Raw genomic sequence first — 18,273 nt, forward strand, 5'->3', positions numbered from 1 at the left:
TGTTTTTTATAATTTATCCGAATCTACCGGTAATGTAGTCTTCGGTTTTTTTCTCTTTAGGGTTTAAAAAGATGTTTTCGGTTTTATCAAATTCTATCAAATCTCCAAGGTACATAAATGCAGTATAGTCACTGATACGCGAAGCCTGCTGCATATTGTGTGTCACAATTGCAATGCTGACATCTTTTTTCAGTTCCACCAGCAGTTCTTCAATGGCACTTGTTGAGATGGGGTCAAGGGCGGAGGTCGGTTCATCAAAAAGAATGACTTCGGGTTTGACTGCTACTGCGCGGGCAATGCAGAGTCTCTGTTGCTGTCCGCCTGAGAGTCCCATTGCAGACTTGTTGAGCCTGTCATGGACTTCTTTCCATAATGCACTGCCCTTGAGTGCTGCCTCTACGCGGTCGGCAAGTTCACTTTTGTTTTTGATGCCTGCAATTTTCAATCCGTAGGCAACATTGTCAAAAATACTCATAGGAAAAGGTGTCGGTTTTTGAAAAATCATACCGACTTTTTGGCGGAGTTCTATAAATTCATTCTCTTTTTTAATTTCAAGAATATTTTGATATTTTCCGGTTGCTTCATTAAGTAACTCAATCTTTCCGTCATATTTATTACCGGGATACAGGTCATGTATACGGTTCATAGAGCGTAAAAGTGTTGATTTTCCGCAACCGCTCGGACCGATAAGAGCAGTAATTTTATTTTTCTCTATGGATAGATTTATATTTTTTAAAGAGGGTTCGTCGGCCCCAGGATAGGTAAAAGAGAATTTTTTAATATTCATTACAGGCATAATTTTTGTTTCCTTAGTTATTTGTGTTTGTTTCTTGTGATAAATCGACCCAGCAGGTTGATAACTAAAACCATCATTGTCAGTATAAATGAAGCAGCCCAGGCAAGATCACGACTCGACTCTTCAGGTTCATTGGCAAGATTATAAATACTGACAGTCAAAGAGGGAAAACTCTGTGTGAGATCGAGACTGAAATAGTTACTTGTTTCACTTGTAAAGAGCAGCGGTGCCGTTTCACCGGCAATTCTTGCAAATGCCAAAAGAATACCTGTCATGATTCCCACTTTTGCGGCTTTTATAACGATGTCCAGGATAACACGGTATTTTGATGCACCAAGGGCAATACCTGCTTCTCGTAACTCCTTGGGGACAAGAGAGAGCATAGAGTCTGTTGTGTTGATGATGATAGGAACCATCATAATGGTAAGCGCTAAAATACCGGCAAATCCGTTGGCTCCTCCATAAGGGGCAACAGCTATGGCATAGACAAAGGCTCCGATTACAATAGAAGGTGCGGACATCATGATGTCACTCAAATCCCGAATCAGTTCCGGATATTTTCCTCTTCCGTATTCGCGTATATAAATACCTGCAAGCATTCCCAGCGGTATTCCTATAGCACCTGCCAAAGAGGCAAGAACAAGCTGTCCCACCAAAAGATTTCTGAGTCCCCCGTCAACAAGGTCATTGAGAAAGAGGCTTAAATGAAGCGAAGAGAGTCCTTTGATAAAAAGGACGGCAAGAATCCATCCTAAAAAACCAATGCCTATAAGTGCAGAAGTTACCGAAAGTGCCAAAAAGATTTTGTTTAGCAGAAGTCTCATAATTTAGCCTTTTTCAAAAAGTAAAATTTGGCAACTGAAATGATGATAAAACTCATTACAAAGAGAATCAGACCCAGATAAAAGAGTGCACTTTCTCCCAGTCCGCTGGCTTCGCCAAAGTTTACAGCCATAGCAACAGGAATGGAGATGGTAGGGTCAGTAATCTTTTCAGGCAGTGAATAGACTGCTCCAATCAAAAATGCAACAGCCATAGTCTCCCCCAAGGCACGTCCGAGTGCCAAGATGATAGAGCCTATAATACCAACCTTTGAGTAGGGAAATATAATATCTTTGACCACTTCAAACTTTGTGGCACCAAGCGCATAGGCAGACTCTTTGAGTACATCAGGGGTTGTATTCATACTGTCACGGGTGATGGCTGCCATAAAGGGAAGAATCATAATGCCAAGAACAAGTCCGGCGGTCAGCAAAGAGACCTGATAGCCGCCAAAGGTATCGGAGATAATGGGGGCAAAATAGTAGAGCCCCCACATACCAAAAATGATACTCGGAATTGCCGCCAAAAGTTCAATGGCCATACCGACAAACTTGGAGATGTTTTTTGAAGCGATTTCAGCCAGAAAAACAGCAATACCCATAGCAATAGGCAGTGCAAAAGAGAGGGCAATAAGCGTAGAAAGAATTGTTCCGACTATCGGAACAAGTCCGCCATAAAGTGTTTTTGTCTGAGACTCTTCATCTTCATCAAGAATCATATCATCTTCATCCTCGATGGCATTTTCATCTGCGATGTTTACAGCAGTGTTTATTGTGCCGGCAGCACTCTCCACAGGAACCTCTTTGTTCCATGTCGGATCAACAAGAAAATGGAGTCCAAACTCTTCAATGGCGGGCTTTGCAGCGCTAAAGAGAGTGATAAATATGCCAATAAGTATAACGAGCACAAGAGAAGCACTTGATAAAGAGAGCTTTTGAAATATTTTTTCCATATAAGAAAACCCTAGAGTAAATTTATTTTGATATTATATTGTAATTTCATTACAAAGAGATTACATTAAGGAAAGAAATTTATGCTACACAAAAAGTGTAACATAAAATAAGGAGAGAGTGAAATTTGAAATTTGTTTTTTTTTTGAAGAAAGAGATTATCTAATCCCTTTTTCTTCCCAGTATTTTCTGATTTTGTCTGTAAGTGCGTCCGGTAATGGAACAAAACCTAAACTTTTTGCAATTTCTTGACCGTTTTTGTATGACCAGTCAAAAAATGCTGTTACTTTTTTATCCATTTCAGGTTTTTCAGCAGGCACCAGGATAAATGTAGCAGCTACGATAGGATAAGAGTTGGCACCTTTGGGATCGGCAATAATAGAGTAAAAATCTTTTTTGGGATCCAGGTTTGCTTTTGCAGCAGCTGTCTGAAATGCTTTTAATTCAGGTTTGATATAGTGCCCTTCTCTGTTTTCAACCGAAGCCATTACAATGCCGTTTTTCTGTGCATCCGCATAGTCGATGTATCCGACAGAGTAGGGAGTCTGTTTGATAAGACTTGCCACACCTGTATTTTTGTTTCCACCGATATGTTGGTTGCCAGGCCAGTTCAAAGATTTTTTTGCACCGTATGTATGTCGCCACTCTTTGGATACTTTGCTTAAAAAATATGTGTAGTTGAATGTTGTTCCCGACCCGTCTGCACGGTGAACAAATGTTACTTTTTCATGTGGCAGTTTCAATCCTGCGTTTGCAGCAGTGATCAACTTGTTGTCCCAGTATTTTATTTTCCCTTCAGAGATTGCAACGATTGCACTTCTGCTGAGTTTCAACTCAGAAACACCCGGAAGATTATAGCCCATTGTGATTGCACCGACAACACCCGGAAACTGATAAAGGTTGTTTTTCTTAAGTGTTTTAGGTGACAATGGTTTGTCTGTTCCTGCAAAATCAACCTGTCTTGCTTTCGCATCTTTGATCCCTTTTGAAGAACCTTTTGAAATATAGTCAACTTTGATACCAGTAGCTTTATAGTAGGCTTTTGTCCATTTTTGATATACCGAATATGGAAAAGAAGCACCACTTCCTTTGAGTACATCATTTGCACTGAGTCCGCCTGTAAGAACTGAAGCTACAAGAGCTAACTTGATTACTTTTGTCATCTGTTACACCTTTTTAATTTTAGTTATGAAAGTATAGACTTTTTTTATTACACTAAGGTTACAAAACGGCAAAAACTTTGTGACAAACCTCAAGAGTATTGTCACTTGAATTGTTTTGTATCATTTACAATTATAGTATAGGGTTGTTGCCTGTTGCCGTTTTGTAACCTTTATGTAACCTGGATATTTTATACTTCCGCCAACAAAACAAAAAGGAATTCAAAAATGAATAAAATCGTTTTATCAGCCTTAGCTGCTTTAACCCTCAGTTCAGTTGCTGTAAATGCTAATGAAATCAAACTGTATCAAGATGCTAACGGACAAGTATTTACACAGCCTGCACCGGACAGAACACTGTTGGATACAAACAGTCTTGGAAATACAAAACAAAATATTACTATAGTAGACAAGAAATCTCCAAACTTTTTATTAGGCAAGCAGACGCATATTAATATGAAATTTGTTGCACAGGACAATCCTGATATGTGGCTCAAAGCAGGTGTGCGTATTCAGGGTACATTTGAAAACAGAAGTGTGGAAGATTTGGCAACAGGTGCGACAACAAGTTATTATGATGCTTATTTGAGACGCGTTCGTTTTGAAGTGGCAGCGGGTTTTAACAAGTATGCTTCTTTTACAATGGATGTACGAAATGACAAAGCGAACTATAAAGACAAGGGAGAGCAGTCATTCAATGTCGGTGATGCCTATGTAAAAATCAAAAAACCTTTTGGTTCGTCACTGGTCAACTTTAAACTTTTCCGTGCAAAAATTGATATCTCCCGTACCGAAACGGTAAAATCAGCGCGCGTGCTACACTTTGACCGTCCTCATGTAGCGGATGAAGCGGCACAGTATATTACCCATAACCGTCGTGGTACAAATGCACAAATTTACGGTAACTGGAACAAGAAAGTACACTACCAGGTAGCTATAGGTGACGGTGTCTACTCTGGCAAACTTCATGATGCTTCGGGTGCAACTTTTGGCGGCAGTAATTTTATGCAGAAGAACTTCTTTTATGGTGGTAAAATTGTTCTTTCTCCGTTTGACGGCTGGGAAGAGAAAAAAAGAACTGAAAGTTACTTTGGGCAGGGAAAACACTTTGAAGTGGGTGCCGGTTACTGGGTAAGTCCTGATATTCAGTACACAACAACAGGTGGTGTAAATACTTCAGTGGATCACAAACTGTTAAATCTTGAAATGTCAGCACACTACAAAGGTGCTTTTGTTCAAGCAGAATATTTTGACTTTGACGGTGTAGCAAAAGACTGGGCGAGTACGACAAGAGGAAAATCCAACGGCTGGTATGCAACCGGTGAATATGTTTTTGCAGACTATGGTTTTGTTGCTCCCTTTGTCAGATATGAGTCTTGGGACAAATTTAAAGATTTGGACGGTTACGATTTGACATCCAAAATAGCCGGTGTAAACTGGTATTTAATGGGGAACTCAATCAAAGCCGGATTGACATTCCAGGAAGACAAATATGGTGCAAACATAGGAAACGAGAAAGAACGCAGAATAAAAGTTACTTCTCAGTGGTTCTTCTAAAAACAAATTTCAAATTTCATTTCTCCTTTTTTACATGTAAAGCATCACCGCTTTACATGTAACTTCTTTCTATTTTCTATTTTTTTAAAATCACAAATTTCATTTTATGTTATAATAAATAAATTTTAACAAAGTGAGTAAAAATGACGAAATCTTCGTATGATTTTGATGAATTAAAATCAAAAGTCCGTGCTTTAGGTCTTTTAGAACGTGTTCCTGTGAGAGGAAGCCTTGAAATGACAGCGATACTTTTAAGTATGGGAATTGTTTATGTGATACTTTTTTATCACAAAAATCTCATTGACAATTCTTTTGCAGCAGCTGTAGGTCTTGGTCTGTTTATGTCTCTGGTTTTTACGCGTGCCGTTTTCGTGTCGCATGATATTTTGCATACACAGTATTTTAAAAACAAGCGTCTGTCTTTTAAACTGAGCTATCCGTTTTCAGCGTTTATCCTTTCGAACTCCTCTTCCTGGTGGGATTTCAAACACAATGTCAACCATCATACCTGGTGCAATATTGTCCAAAAAGATGTTGACATATTGGCATTTGATGGAGCATTTACAAACAACAAAGGCAACAAAACATGGCTTCGCAAGAGCAAATATCTTGTTTTTTGGGGTGCTATGTTCTTTATGTATCCTGCTTTTATCGTGCAGTCGTATAATTTTGTAATAAAACGTAAAAAATGGGGTGAGCTTGGATTGATGCTTTTGCACTGGCCTGTAATCTGGGGAAGCGTTTTTTATTTTTTACCTCTGACTCAAGCATTTACTGTTTACCTGACACTGAATCTTACACTTTCTGTCTGGCTGGCATTCGGTTTTATAACAAACCATCTTGGCTGTGAAGTATTTGACAAAGAAGTGGGCGAAAAACTTTCATGGATGGAGTTGCAGATGCGTACCTCACGCTCTTTAAAAGGCGGGAAATTTGTACACTGGTTTTACGGAGGATTAAATACCCAGATAGAGCATCATCTTTTCCCAAAAGCACCCAGGTTCAATCTGCTGAAAATCCAAAAAATGACAAAGGAATTTGCACAGAAAAAGGGTATTGCCTATTTTGAAACAACACCGCTGCAGGCGTATGTACAGATAAACAATGTACTCAAATCCTATTAGGTAAATAGCAATTTAGATAAAATATCACCAATTAACAATTTGGAGATTTTAATGGACGCAGCCAAATATATTTGGATGAATGGAAAATTTGTTGCATGGGAAGATGCAAAGGTACATGTACTCACACATACAATTCACTATGGAAACGGTGTAATTGAAGGAACAAAAGCTTATAAAACTGAGAGAGGGTATGCAATATTTCGTTTGAATGATCATACCAAAAGACTCAAAGAGTCGGCAAAAATGACACTGATTAATATTCCTTATACTGTTGAAGAGTTAAACATTGCACAGATCGAACTCATCCGAAGAAATGAATTTACCGGGGACAATGTCTATCTTCGTCCTTTTTCGTTTTTAGGCTATGGTATTATGGGGCTTTACCACAAAGACGCACCGGTTGAAACAGCCGTTGCCGCCTGGGAATGGGGTGCTTACCTTGGGGAAGAGGGTATGCGTAAAGGCATTCGTCTGAAAATTGTCTCTATGACACGCCCGGCAAACACATCCAATATGGGAAAAGCCAAAGCAACTGCAAACTATTTGAACTCCCAAATGGCAAAATATGAAGCGATTGACTGCGGATATGATGAAGCCTTGCTTCTGGATGATGAAGGTTATGTTGCAGAAGCAAGCGGGGCCTCGTTTTTCATGATAAAAGACGGGGAGATTATTACACCGCCAAGTGATAACGCCTTAGCTTCCATCACACAAAAAACTGTCATTGAAATGGCTGAAGACCTTGGATACAAAGTGACTCGACGCCGTATCACAAGAGAAGAGGTCTATGTGGCGGATGAGGCATTTTTGACAGGAACGGCTGCAGAAATCACGCCTGTTGCTTTGGTTGACGCCAGAGAGATAGGCAGAGGTTCCCGCGGGGAGATTACGGCAATTATTCAGAGCGGGTATTTTGACATTGTATTTGGTCGCAACAAGAAATACGAACACTACCTTACTTATGTAGATGAGATAAATTAAGAAGACTTTCGGAACCCAGACTTTCAATACTAAAGCATGACTTAGAAAAAAACTAAATTTTTTTCTGTAGTCCGGGCTGAAAGTGCCAGAAAGTTGCAATAGCCGGCACTGAAGTACCGGTTCCGGGAAACAGCCTGTATTGGAACCCATTCTTTAGGGTCAATGCCCTTCAGTTAAGCGGTTTTTTCGGGACCCGTACTTTAGTGCGGGCTGAGAATGACAGAAAAATTTAAAAAGTAAAAAAAGGAATACAATGGCATCAGATATGAATGACTATTTTAACAAGAAGAAAAGTGAAGGCGGAGGATTTAATAACTCTAACTCAGGCGGTGGCAGTGGTCCAAAAGGACCTCAGATGCCAAATTTGAATTTTAATTTTGGCGGGGGGAAGGCAGCACTGACATATTTCTTGATTGCTGTTGCTGTGATGCTTGTTCTGGCAAAGCCGTTTATTATTATTCAAGAGGGTGAACGGGGTATTTTAAGTACAAACGGAAAGTATCAGGACCAGGCACTGCTTCCGGGACTGCATTTTATTATTCCTGTGATTCAAAAAGTATATACGGTGGATACGAAGGTCCGTATTATCAACTATGCATCACGTGTAGAAACAAATTCAAATGCTTCGGGGATTATTTCAAAGCCTGCAATTACGGTACTTGACAAACGTGGTCTGCCTGTCTCGATTGAACTGACTGTTCAGTACAGACTCAATGCACAGTTTGCCGCACAGACAATCTCAAACTGGGGATTCAGCTGGGAAGACAAAATAATCAATCCTGTTGTACGTGATGTTGTGCGAAATGTCGTAGGAAAATATGATGCCGAATCTATTCCTGTCATGCGTAATACAATTGCAACTGCAATAGAAGACGGCATACGGGAAAGTATCAAAAGCCTGAAAAACTCTCCGGTAATCCTGCAGTCAATTCAGCTTCGTGATATTATGTTGCCGGAAAAAGTAAAAGCACAAATTGAGAGAGTACAACTGGCTAAACAACAGGTACAACAGGCAGAACAGGAAGTACAGCGTGCGAAACAAGAAGCACTCAAACGTGCAGCAGAGGCTCGCGGTATCGCGGAAAAAGCAAGAATTGAAGCACAGGGTAAAGCAGATGCTGTGACAATTGAAGCAGATGCCAATGCCAAAGCAAATATTTTAATTGCAAAATCATTGACAACGAAGCTTTTACAGCTTGAACAGATGAAAGTACAAAACAAGTTTAATGATGCACTCAGAGTCAACAAAGATGCAAAAATATTCTTGACACCGGGCGGTTCAACACCAAATATCTGGGTTGATACAAAAAATATTCAGCAAAGAACGACGGCACGATAAGCATGCAGGAAATAGTCAATAGAGTAGATTGGGAGAAGCAGGAGCTTCTGCCTGTCATTGTCCAGGACAACACGACCAATGAAGTGCTGATGATGGCCTACATGAATAAAGAGGCGTTGGAACTTTCACTCAAAACAAAGCAGGCACACTACTTTTCAAGAAGCAAACAGCGTATATGGAAAAAAGGCGAAAGCAGCGGACATACGCAGGAAATCGTCTCTTTTTTTATTGACTGCGACAATGATACGCTCCTGATAAAAGTCAATCAAAACGGAGTAGCCTGTCATACCGGGAGAAAATCATGTTTTTTTACAGAGCTGCAAAGCGGTGAGATTACTTCTGAAGTTGAGGTAAATACCGAGGCTGCATACGGTGTTATTGATACACTCTATCATACGATTCAAGAGCGAAAGAGTGCAGACCCTGCCACTTCATGGACGGCAAAACTCTTAAGCAAAGGGGAAAATACAATTTTGAAAAAAGTTGTTGAAGAAGCCGGTGAATACTGTTTTGCACATAAAGACAATGATGAGAAAGAGATGGTGTATGAAGCGGCAGATTTGACCTACCATATGCTTGTGGCGCTCGCTTCTAAAAATATATCACCAGACAGAATAAAACAGGAGCTTGCCCGTAGATTTGACATGAGTGGCATCGCTGAAAAAAACGCAAGAAAAGAGTAAGTAAAATATGAAAGAGAAGCTGTTGGCATTTATTCATGGATTAATAACGTATGATTATATCCTTTTTGGTGTGTCATTTCTTCTTTTTCTTCTTTTTATTATTCTTGCACTTCTCCTTCGAAAAAAGATAATTCTTGCGATCTTTTTTGTTCTTTTTGGATTTGCAATACTTCTTCTCGGTCCTACACTTGGTTATATCGAGATGCACAAATATCTTTTTAAAAATTCTGTCCAGTTGCTTTCGCAAAAAAGACTTCATTTTGTGGAGGCTTTGGTGGTCAAAGGAAGCATCACAAATGAATCCAAATTTGATTTTTCCGAGTGTAAAATCACTGCAAAAGTCTACAGGGTTACAAAAAACAAGTACAAAAACTATCTTTTACGATTAAAACCATTTCAAAAAATGTCGATTCTGGAACCTGATATAGCACAAGGGCAAACAAGAGAGTTTAAAATTATCATAGAACCGTTTGCATATAAAAAAGACTATAATGTATCTCTGGAGGGAAATTGTAAATGACACTCTTTAATTACTGGCACTATATAGTTTTCTTTGTAATCTTTTTACTGAGTATTGCCGGTATAGTGAGTGCAGTGAAACAAAAAAACAAAAAACTAGTCTATTCTATGATATTTTCTATTATTTTGGTGACTGTTTTTATGGCTGTTTTTTCTGTTATGATTGTTGATAAGTATACGAAAAAGGTGCAGTTGGAAAAACTGCACAACAAAAGGCTCTTGAGCACGGAAGAGATAGCCTATTACGGTATTGTTAGAAATGTCGGAAAATTTCCTATAGGAAAAGTGACTTTTGAAATAAAACTGGTCAACAAAGGGCATGCAACAGGAAATGTAAAAGGCGGAAATTTTTATAAACCCAGCGGTTTTATGGACTTTTTTTCCGGAGGTTTTGGAATGGGATCACACAAACCGCAAACCATTACGAAAAAGTTTGTTGTTGCCAGAAATCTCAAACCCGGTCAGGCAAAGGCATTTAGAGTATACTTCAGATATCCGCCCTATTTCAGAAGTACTGCGGAATTTGCAAAAGCATACGGGCATTAATACTTTAGACCGACTTTTTTAAGTGCGGCGTTAATATTTTTTATCTGTTGGTTTTTATTGCGGCACCATTTTGGAGCTAAGAGGGAATCATCATCAATGCCTGCTGTCACTCTTTGGACATTGACATTTTTGGGTTTCATCAGAAGAGATTTTACAAGCACATCAAGATATTCCTGCTCACTGATTGGGGTAAACTCTCCACGGTTAAACTCATTTGCCAAGGCAGTGCGTTTTACAACATACAGAGGGTGATATTTTACAGAATCAATTCCCCATGAATAAGCGGCTTTGGAGGTCTCAAGCATCATCTCCTGCGTTTCTCCTGGAAGACCAAAGATAAGGTGCCCGCAAACATTCAGACCTGCCTCTTTTGATTTGATAATCCACTCTTTAACATTTTCGCTGTCATGCCCACGGTTGATTTTTTCCAGTGTTTCATCATATACAGACTGAATGCCAAATTCAATCCAGATCTCTTTATCTTTGGCAAGGCCTGAGAGGTAGGCAAGTGTCTCTTCTGTGATGCTGTCAGAACGTGTGCCAATGCTTAACCCTACCACGTTCTCAAAAGAGAGCGCTTTTTCATAGAGTGCTTTGAGGGTTTCAAAAGGGGCATAGGTATTGGTAAATGATTGAAAGTATACAAGAAATTTTTTTGCGCCATACTCTCTTTTCTGGCGTTTTGATATGGCATCAAACTGCAGTTCAAGCTGTTTGAGTTGTTTTTGCAAAAAAGGATTCTCTTTTGATTCAAGATTTAAGTGAAATCCTTTGAGCTCCACAACGGCATCAGTACTGGCTGAAAAAGAGTCATTTTCGCAAAATGTACAGCCTCCTTTGGCCACGGTTCCATCAATATTCGGGCAGGTGAAGCCGGAAATATTGATGCCAACCTTGTGTACTTTTACGCCAAATTTGTTTTTTAAATAATTACCGTATGTATAAATTTGTTCCATTAAACGATATATTTTCCAGTAAAACAGGCTGTACAGTAGATATCCTGTGTTGCATTCACACTTCTTAAGAGTGATGCTTCATCCAGATAGGCCAAAGAGTCGGCTTCTATAAAATCACAAATTTCCTGCACACCCATATTTGCAGCGATTAAATTCTCTTTGCTTGGTGTATCAACACCGTAGAAACACGGATCGGTAGTCGGAGGAGAAGAGACACGCATATGGACTTCTTTTGCTCCTGCTTCTTTCAGCATTCTGATGATTCTTCTTGAAGTTGTACCTCTGACTATAGAGTCATCTATAACGACAACTCTTTTGCCTTTGATAATGTCTGTCATAGGAGAGAGTTTCATCTTCACTTTTAAATCACGCATCTCCTGTGTCGGTTCTATAAAGGTACGCCCTATGTAGTGATTGCGCATAATTCCCATTTCATAGGGAATTCCACTCTCCTGTGCATAACCGATTGCAGCAGGTACACCACCATCAGGCACAGGGATAACCAAATCGGCTTCAACAGGTTGAATTTTTGCCAGCTCTTTTCCCATCTCTTTTCTGCATTCATATACAGATTGTCCGAAGACAGAAGAGTCAGGACGGGCAAAATAGACATATTCAAAGATACAGTGTTTTGGTGTCGGTTCAAAGATTTTTACACTTTGAGGGGCTTTGCCTTCTTCAAAAATCAGAAGTTCTCCCGGTTCCACATCACGGACAAAAGTAGCCCCCACAAGATCAAAAGCACAGGTTTCACTTGCAACAATATAGCCGCCGTTGGCCAAACGCCCAAGACTTAAAGGTCGAAATCCGAAACGGTCACGCATAGCGAACATTTTGGTTCTGCTTAAAAAGACAAGAGAAAAAGCACCTTCTATTTTTTGAACAGCATCTATAATTCTGTCTAGAAGTTTGTCCTGTTCACTTTTGGCGATAAGATGAATAAGATTTTCAGTGTCCATAAATGTCTGAAAAATTGCACCGCGTTTGATCAGTCTGGCACGTACTTCATCAGCATTTGTAAGGTTACCGTTGTGAACAATTGCCATCTCACCCAAATCGTATCTTGCAAATACAGGCTGTGCATCAAGAATGGAATCATTTCCCGCTGTGGAGTAGCGGGTGTGGCCTATAGCACTTGTGCCGCTTAAAGTAGCAAGTTTGTCTTCGTTAAAGACGCTCATAACAAGTCCGCGATCTTTGATAGTATGGAGTTTTTCTCCGTCAGATGAGCTGATACCTGCTGCTTCCTGTCCGCGGTGTTGGAGAGAATGAAGAGAAAAGTAGGCTAACTTTGAAGCCTCTTTATGACCAAAAATCCCAACAACAGCACACTTTTCATTCATATTTTCGCGCAATTTTTTTCCTTGATAAGTTGTAATTAAATTATGATGCAATTATACTCAAAATATCTATAAATATTCTCAAAGCTGTCTTAATTAATAGATATAATTTATTTTCAAAGTGGAACTGTTTTTGCTATAAATTATATATTTTCAAAAAAGGTAGGATATATGGAAATTGTTTTGCGCAATAATCTTATTCTTATCACTACAGGGTTTGATACCTTAAATACAAGTTGGATGAGAGAATTTTTAAATCATCATGCCCGTGGTATGCTCTTTTTACCTAAAGCTGTACTTGTATTTCAAAATCAGTCATTAACGCAGGTCAGAGAGAATTTCATAAGAGAGTTAAGTGAGTTTCATGCGAAAACACATGATTTCAATCATGAATTTTTCTTACGTTCCATGTTAAAGTTTGGCAATCAGCCGATTAAAATAGAACTCAACAGGATGGAAGAGCCTGAAACTATAAAAGTACATCTCTATGCGTATGATAAAGATACGGTGCTTATTTCACTGGACAGTCCGAATTCATGGGTGCTCAACTATATGCGCTCACAGCTTGAAGTGTATGTGGAGCGGGGAACAGATATTTCTTTGGTGGTGGATGTCAGTGATTTCAGGTCAAAAGCAAGGCTGGAACGTGCTTTAAACAAGCGTCATATCTTGCATTATCAGATTCAGTATACCTATGACAATCATTTTATGTCCAAACTCTACTCGGATTTTGCAAATTTTTCTTTCGGAGATTTATGCAAAGCCTCTTTTTATGAAGAGAAAAAACATTTTTATACGATTTTAGAATGCCCGATCGGTGCTTCGCAGGATGCTTTGAAAAAAAGCTATAAAAAACTGACAAAAGTTTATCATCCGGACAAAATTTTTCATGAAAGTCCTTATCTGGTAGAACATTACACACAAAAATTTCAGCTGCTGCAAGAAGCGTACCAGGCACTGCGTGTTGTCAGTTAATTATACTTTTTTACTTGAGAGAGCGTTTTTTAAGCAGTGCCTGAAAGTCCTCGCTGCTGTAAAGTGCCAGACCTGCACCGCTGAGCTGGGTGAGTTCTTTTGAAAATCCCCGTTTTGAGAACAAAACGATTTGGGTCGGTTCAATCCCGAGTTTCTGGCATTTGTCCCGTATTTTATGCAGCTCTTTTTTGTTGATGATGTGGTTTGTCCATTTGCATTCTCCGACATAGATACGGCCGTTTTGTGTGATGGTCAGAATGTCTATTTCTATTTTTGCATCCCAGTAGCTGCCGCTGCTGCGTATATGTGCGTCACGAAGATGATAGTTCAGCAGGACTTCGGAGAGTTCTTCGTATACCAGGCTGGTATAACTGTTGTGGCGCAGGGTAAAATCTTTGAAAAAGGCATCATATTTCTGTGCCTCAATCTCTTTGATATGGGGTATGACAAAGTAAAACCAGAACCTGACAAAAGGGTGGGTAAAAAGGACTTTGTGTGATATGCGGTGGCGTGCCTCTTCTCTTTTTAGCTTTGTGTTTGGATATTTGTCTCTAGGATGCTCTTCCCGTGAATATTCCAGTTGAATCAGGCCTTTTTCCTGCAAAAAATTGAGTGCTGCTCCGCCGTTGGCATTGTTGAGTCCGGCTTTGTTAAAGGCAGAAAAGATACGTCTGTCTCCTGTTGCAAGGGCTTTGAGAAGTTTACGGTTGAGGGTATTGTTGAGAGTGAGTTCTCTCATCTGTGCATCTATAGCTTCAAAATTGTCCAATACAAGCAGCCGGAGTAATTCTTCAATAGGCTTTGTCGTGTCAATTTCCCAGTCAAGTCCGCCAAATACTGCGAAGTAGGAGATCTGCGTCTCCATATCATCTGGGTAGTTTTTAAAATAAAAAGAGCGAAACTGCTCAAGAAGTTTTACATTTGTCATATGTTAATTGTAACATATTTTAGACTACATGTATTATTTAAGTTATAACTGTGAGGTTTGTAAACGGCTTTTCGGAACCCGTACTTTCTATGCTAAAGCATGACTTAGAAAAAAACTAAATTTTTTTCTGTAGTGCGGGCTTTGTGGTGTTGAAAACCAAAAGTTAGATTCCGAAATTATATGATTAAAATCTAATTAACGAGTTGGGGTAGCAACACCAGCACTACTTAAATTTGCATCAACTACGTTTAGTATGTTAGTTTTTGCACTTGACATGTAAGTATTTAATCCCGCTACCAGTCCAACACCGACGATTACTAATAAAAGAGCAACTAAAACTCCGCTCATACCTTTTTGTGACTTAATACGTTTGAATAGATTTTTGATCATATTCTCTCCTTCTTTGTGATAAAGTTGTGATAAGTATATCACTTTTATATAAGAAAAGCAAATAATATTTGCTTAAACCAATTATTAACCTAGCTTATAGTGTTTTTGTGTATTTTTGTGAAATCCATACACTTGCATTCAGATCTTTACATGTACGGTAACAGTCCTGTTTTACTTTTAACCAGCTTGCACCGTTGACTGTTTTGGAGATGTCTGATGTAAACTTATGCCCTTCTTTCCAAACATTAACACGTTTTCCATTTACAGGTTTTTCTCTGAGAAATATCTTTTTCGCATTGACAGCATAGGTTTGCAGAGAAGGTTTTGTCTCTTTTTTTACTGCTGTTTCTTTCTTCTTTGGCATTGTCATTGTAAGTTCATGTGTCTTTTGTGCTGCTTTTTGTGTTTTTTGTGCTATCTTCTGTTGTGTCTGTTGTGTCTGTTGTGTCTGTTGTGTCTGTTGTTTGGCATTCTCTTCCGGTGGAGTTTGCAGACTTTCTTCTTCATCTATTATAATCGGAGCGGGAAATGAAATATGTGATACTTCTGATGGTGCCGTTTCTGTAGTGTTTTGCTCTGTATCGGGAATTTTTTTCGGAGTGTCAGTCACCTTTGCATGAAAAACAGTACTTTGCGCTTTAAAATTTTTGTAAAAGTCAGTGTCATCTATCTCTTCATTGGCATCCACAATCTCAGGGACAAGTAAAAAGATCAAATCAGTTGTGTTTAAATTTTCAACTTTATGCTTGAAAAGCTCGCCCAGTAAAGGAATATCTCCAAACAAAGGGATTTTTTCTTCACTTTTGGAATTTTCACTGTGCAGGCGACCACCCAGGGCTATAACCTGCTCAGATTTTACAACCACATTAGTCTGAATGTTTTTACTGATAAAAGAGGGAATGGAGATGCCGGTTCCAAGAGCAACATTATTGGCAGGGTTAGGGTCTATGGCACTGTCTTGAATATCTACATTGATGTGCATATAGCCCTCTGTCTGCATAAATTTGCTTGTGAGTGTAAGTTTGAGACCATACTCTTTTTCTGTCACCTGAATGGTGGGTGCCGTTCCTGTGTTTTGTATAATACCTGTCGGGATATAAAGCTCCCCGCCTACGCGAAAGGTTGCATTTTTGTCTTCTGTTGTAATGAGCACCGTGTCATCAAGTATATTGGCAACCCCTTTTGTCTGTAAAAAATTGAGTGTAGCAAGAACGGATTTTCCGGTTGCTGTTGTAAAATTTCCCAGGTTGTCAAGTAAAAAACCGCTGAATGTTGCAGAGTTTGCAGCACCCGCATTGGCTGTTGCATTGACATATTTGTTGAAAAATCCCAGTCCGGTAACACCACCCAAATCTTTTGCTCTTTGGTTGTCTACGGCAATGAGGTAGAGTTTTGTACGAATCATTTTGTTGACTCTGCGTGTTTTTGTCAAATCCATCAGTTTGTCTGTATCTACACCGCCTTTTTTCAAAATCTCATAAATTCTTTTTTTGTCATGCGGATCTTTAAATACACCGGTGATGACGGCAGAGTCGTTACCGACCATGCTGAGTGAAAGATTCGGTTCAATAATATTGATCATTTTTTGAATATAGCCGAGATTCTCATTCACATAGACATGATAATTTTCTATGGAGTTGTCCCTGTAAATGATAAGAATAGAGGTGTTGCCTGTTTTTTTACCAAATATTTTAAGCAAACTTCCTTTTGCCGTACTCTCCAAAAGAGAAACGTTAATATTTTCTCTGTTACCGACAATGAGTTTTTTGATCTTTTTTTGCAAGGGTAGGACCTGGTACTCATTGTTAAAGACAAGAATGTCGTTTGCAAAAAGATGCAGACAGATTCCAAGATATAGTAGTATTTTTTTCATTTTTTCCCCTTTTTATTGGCAGGTGCCGGTGATTGATATGTTTTGATCATGATACGAATAGGTTTGCATCTGTGTACTTAAGGTTTTGTTTTTAAAATAGTGACCGTTATGGGTATATTTTATGGTTACAATGACCTGACCAGGCAAGGTTGCATCGGCCGGAGTAGAAAAGCTTATGGTTGTTCCTTTTGGACACAGTCTGCTTCCTACTTCTGTATCGAGTGTTGCATTGAGAGTATTGCTTCTGAGATCCTGTTCGCTGTCAAGTACGGTAGAGGTCTGATTGGCTATGAGTTTGAGTTTGTAATCCTCTTGCATTACACTCCAGTAGTCTGTCATCAGTGTTATGATAAATGCCAAAGTCGGCAGAACAACAAGCAGCATCGCCATGATTTGACCCATACCAAAGGCATTGCGAAAATTGTGTTTAGTTTTCATAGGATATTTTCACTCTTTGTACATGTTTTTTTCTCTGTTTTTTAAACATTTTTTTGTCTACAAGGAGAAGTTCTTTTTGTTTTTGCAGCTTGACGTTGATCTCTTTGGGTGTTTTTATCATCCATAACTGCCCTCCGTAGTTGTGAAGATTATAGACTCGCTTACTGTTAAGCGCCTGTGTTTTATAGTAATACGCCAAAAAGTTTTTAATCTCTTTTGGTGCCATTTGGAATATGACAGTATCTGCCTTGGTAAGCATTTGCTTTTCATTGTAGCTGAGAAGTTTTGTCTGTCTGTTCCCGTTGATGACAAAGGTATCTATCTTTACATGTAAAGCGACATATTTTGTATAAAAGAGATCTGGAGTTTTTTTGTTTGCAGAAGGAATGGCACAGGCTATATCTACAAAATCTCCCGAACGCAGAGATGTGTCCTGGTTTCTAAAAAGAGAGAGTGCGACTGAGAGTGTGTCTTTGGTGACCTGCTGTGGTGCTTCTGTCTTTTGAGGCTGTACCTGTTTTTCTTTTTTCTTTTGCTTTTTCGACTCTGCTTCCTGCTCGGTTTTTGGCGGTATCGCAACAATCTTTTCAGGACGAATAGGCTCACCTTTGTAGATATCCACATTGGCATATCGGCCTATAATCTCCGCGTCTGTCAAAGGAGTAAAACTGATATAGCTTTTGGCAAGATGTGCTTTTTTAAGTGAATCTGCATTAATAACATCCCCTTTGTGTATGTTTTTTGCCGCAACAAAAACTTCAACTTCTGCTTCTTTGTGCTCTTTTGTCTTTCCCTGTTTGAGGTATAGAAGAAGTGCTACGGAGGAGCTAAAAAGCACCAGTCCGACCATTATTCCCATGATTATTCTTGTTTTTCTGTTTTTCATATTACTCCCT

At 39.2% G+C, this 18,273-nt stretch carries 19 protein-coding genes; 8 read left to right on the top strand and 11 right to left on the bottom strand.

Annotated features, from left to right (window positions below):
- Nucleotides 1-13: 13 nt before the first annotated feature.
- The 4 genes from pstB to pstS form a co-directional block, all read right to left on the bottom strand.
- Nucleotides 14-796, bottom strand: a complete 783-nt coding sequence (gene pstB / locus ETP70_RS01570) for a phosphate ABC transporter ATP-binding protein PstB (protein ID WP_151899520.1) — start codon at nucleotides 794-796, stop codon at nucleotides 14-16.
- Nucleotides 797-813: 17 nt separating this feature from the next.
- Nucleotides 814-1,620: a phosphate ABC transporter permease PstA gene (pstA, locus tag ETP70_RS01575; RefSeq protein ID WP_151899521.1), complete on the bottom strand. Its 807-nt coding sequence runs from the start codon at nucleotides 1,618-1,620 to the stop codon at nucleotides 814-816.
- Nucleotides 1,617-2,570 (bottom strand): phosphate ABC transporter permease subunit PstC, encoded by a 954-nt coding sequence (gene pstC, locus ETP70_RS01580; RefSeq protein WP_151899522.1) that lies wholly within the window; start codon nucleotides 2,568-2,570, stop codon nucleotides 1,617-1,619. Before pstC ends, pstA begins: the two co-directional genes overlap by 4 nt.
- 156 nt (nucleotides 2,571-2,726) lie before the next feature.
- A complete protein-coding gene (gene pstS / locus ETP70_RS01585; RefSeq protein ID WP_151899523.1) occupies nucleotides 2,727-3,731 on the bottom strand; it encodes a phosphate ABC transporter substrate-binding protein PstS in 1,005 nt (334 codons plus the stop codon).
- Between the two features lie 225 nt (nucleotides 3,732-3,956).
- Here pstS and ETP70_RS01590 point away from each other — a divergent pair, with 225 nt between their 5' ends.
- The 7 genes from ETP70_RS01590 (at nucleotide 3,957) to ETP70_RS01620 (ending at nucleotide 10,477) form a co-directional block, all read left to right on the top strand.
- The gene (locus ETP70_RS01590; protein WP_151899524.1) at nucleotides 3,957-5,285 is read left to right on the top strand and encodes a porin family protein; all 1,329 of its coding nucleotides are present in this window, start codon (nucleotides 3,957-3,959) and stop codon (nucleotides 5,283-5,285) included.
- A gap of 143 nt (nucleotides 5,286-5,428) precedes the next feature.
- Nucleotides 5,429-6,409: a fatty acid desaturase family protein gene (locus ETP70_RS01595; RefSeq protein ID WP_151899525.1), complete on the top strand. Its 981-nt coding sequence runs from the start codon at nucleotides 5,429-5,431 to the stop codon at nucleotides 6,407-6,409.
- A 51-nt stretch (nucleotides 6,410-6,460) separates the two neighbouring features.
- Nucleotides 6,461-7,390, top strand: coding sequence for a branched-chain amino acid transaminase (locus tag ETP70_RS01600; protein WP_151899526.1), 930 nt, complete (start codon nucleotides 6,461-6,463; stop codon nucleotides 7,388-7,390).
- Between the two features lie 253 nt (nucleotides 7,391-7,643).
- Nucleotides 7,644-8,729, top strand: coding sequence for a prohibitin family protein (locus ETP70_RS01605; protein ID WP_151899527.1), 1,086 nt, complete (start codon nucleotides 7,644-7,646; stop codon nucleotides 8,727-8,729).
- Nucleotides 8,730-8,731: 2 nt separating this feature from the next.
- Entirely contained in the window at nucleotides 8,732-9,412 is a 681-nt protein-coding gene (gene hisIE, locus ETP70_RS01610; RefSeq protein ID WP_151899528.1) for a bifunctional phosphoribosyl-AMP cyclohydrolase/phosphoribosyl-ATP diphosphatase HisIE, read from the top strand.
- Nucleotides 9,413-9,419: 7 nt separating this feature from the next.
- Nucleotides 9,420-9,932, top strand: coding sequence for a DUF2393 domain-containing protein (locus ETP70_RS01615; protein ID WP_151899529.1), 513 nt, complete (start codon nucleotides 9,420-9,422; stop codon nucleotides 9,930-9,932).
- Complete coding sequence (locus ETP70_RS01620) at nucleotides 9,929-10,477, top strand: DUF2393 family protein (protein ID WP_151899530.1); 549 nt, start codon at nucleotides 9,929-9,931, stop codon at nucleotides 10,475-10,477. The genes ETP70_RS01615 and ETP70_RS01620 overlap by 4 nt, the downstream gene beginning before the upstream one ends.
- Here ETP70_RS01620 and mnmL read toward each other — a convergent pair.
- Both mnmL and purF read right to left on the bottom strand, forming a co-directional pair.
- Nucleotides 10,474-11,433, bottom strand: a complete 960-nt coding sequence (mnmL, locus tag ETP70_RS01625) for a tRNA modification radical SAM protein MnmL/YtqA (protein WP_151899531.1) — start codon at nucleotides 11,431-11,433, stop codon at nucleotides 10,474-10,476. The two genes, ETP70_RS01620 and mnmL, sit on opposite strands and share 4 nt — an antisense overlap.
- The gene (gene purF, locus ETP70_RS01630) at nucleotides 11,433-12,788 is read right to left on the bottom strand and encodes an amidophosphoribosyltransferase (protein ID WP_151899532.1); all 1,356 of its coding nucleotides are present in this window, start codon (nucleotides 12,786-12,788) and stop codon (nucleotides 11,433-11,435) included. The genes mnmL and purF overlap by 1 nt, the downstream gene beginning before the upstream one ends.
- A 156-nt stretch (nucleotides 12,789-12,944) precedes the next feature.
- Here purF and ETP70_RS01635 point away from each other — a divergent pair, with 156 nt between their 5' ends.
- A complete protein-coding gene (locus ETP70_RS01635; RefSeq protein ID WP_151899533.1) occupies nucleotides 12,945-13,748 on the top strand; it encodes a J domain-containing protein in 804 nt (267 codons plus the stop codon).
- A gap of 10 nt (nucleotides 13,749-13,758) precedes the next feature.
- On the opposite strand, the gene ETP70_RS01640 is transcribed toward ETP70_RS01635, so the two are convergent.
- From ETP70_RS01640 to ETP70_RS01660, 5 genes are all read right to left on the bottom strand, one after another.
- Nucleotides 13,759-14,676: a DUF234 domain-containing protein gene (locus tag ETP70_RS01640; RefSeq protein ID WP_151899534.1), complete on the bottom strand. Its 918-nt coding sequence runs from the start codon at nucleotides 14,674-14,676 to the stop codon at nucleotides 13,759-13,761.
- A gap of 195 nt (nucleotides 14,677-14,871) precedes the next feature.
- Nucleotides 14,872-15,066, bottom strand: coding sequence for a hypothetical protein (locus tag ETP70_RS01645; protein WP_151899535.1), 195 nt, complete (start codon nucleotides 15,064-15,066; stop codon nucleotides 14,872-14,874).
- A gap of 94 nt (nucleotides 15,067-15,160) precedes the next feature.
- Entirely contained in the window at nucleotides 15,161-16,939 is a 1,779-nt protein-coding gene (locus ETP70_RS01650) for a type II and III secretion system protein family protein (protein ID WP_151899536.1), read from the bottom strand.
- A 12-nt stretch (nucleotides 16,940-16,951) separates the two neighbouring features.
- Nucleotides 16,952-17,377 (bottom strand): hypothetical protein, encoded by a 426-nt coding sequence (locus tag ETP70_RS01655; RefSeq protein ID WP_151899537.1) that lies wholly within the window; start codon nucleotides 17,375-17,377, stop codon nucleotides 16,952-16,954.
- Entirely contained in the window at nucleotides 17,367-18,263 is an 897-nt protein-coding gene (locus ETP70_RS01660; RefSeq protein ID WP_151899538.1) for an SAF domain-containing protein, read from the bottom strand. Before ETP70_RS01660 ends, ETP70_RS01655 begins: the two co-directional genes overlap by 11 nt.
- Nucleotides 18,264-18,273 lie beyond the last annotated feature (10 nt).

The organism is Sulfurimonas hydrogeniphila (assembly GCF_009068765.1).
In the GTDB taxonomy this organism is placed as follows: Bacteria; Campylobacterota; Campylobacteria; order Campylobacterales; family Sulfurimonadaceae; genus Sulfurimonas; species Sulfurimonas hydrogeniphila.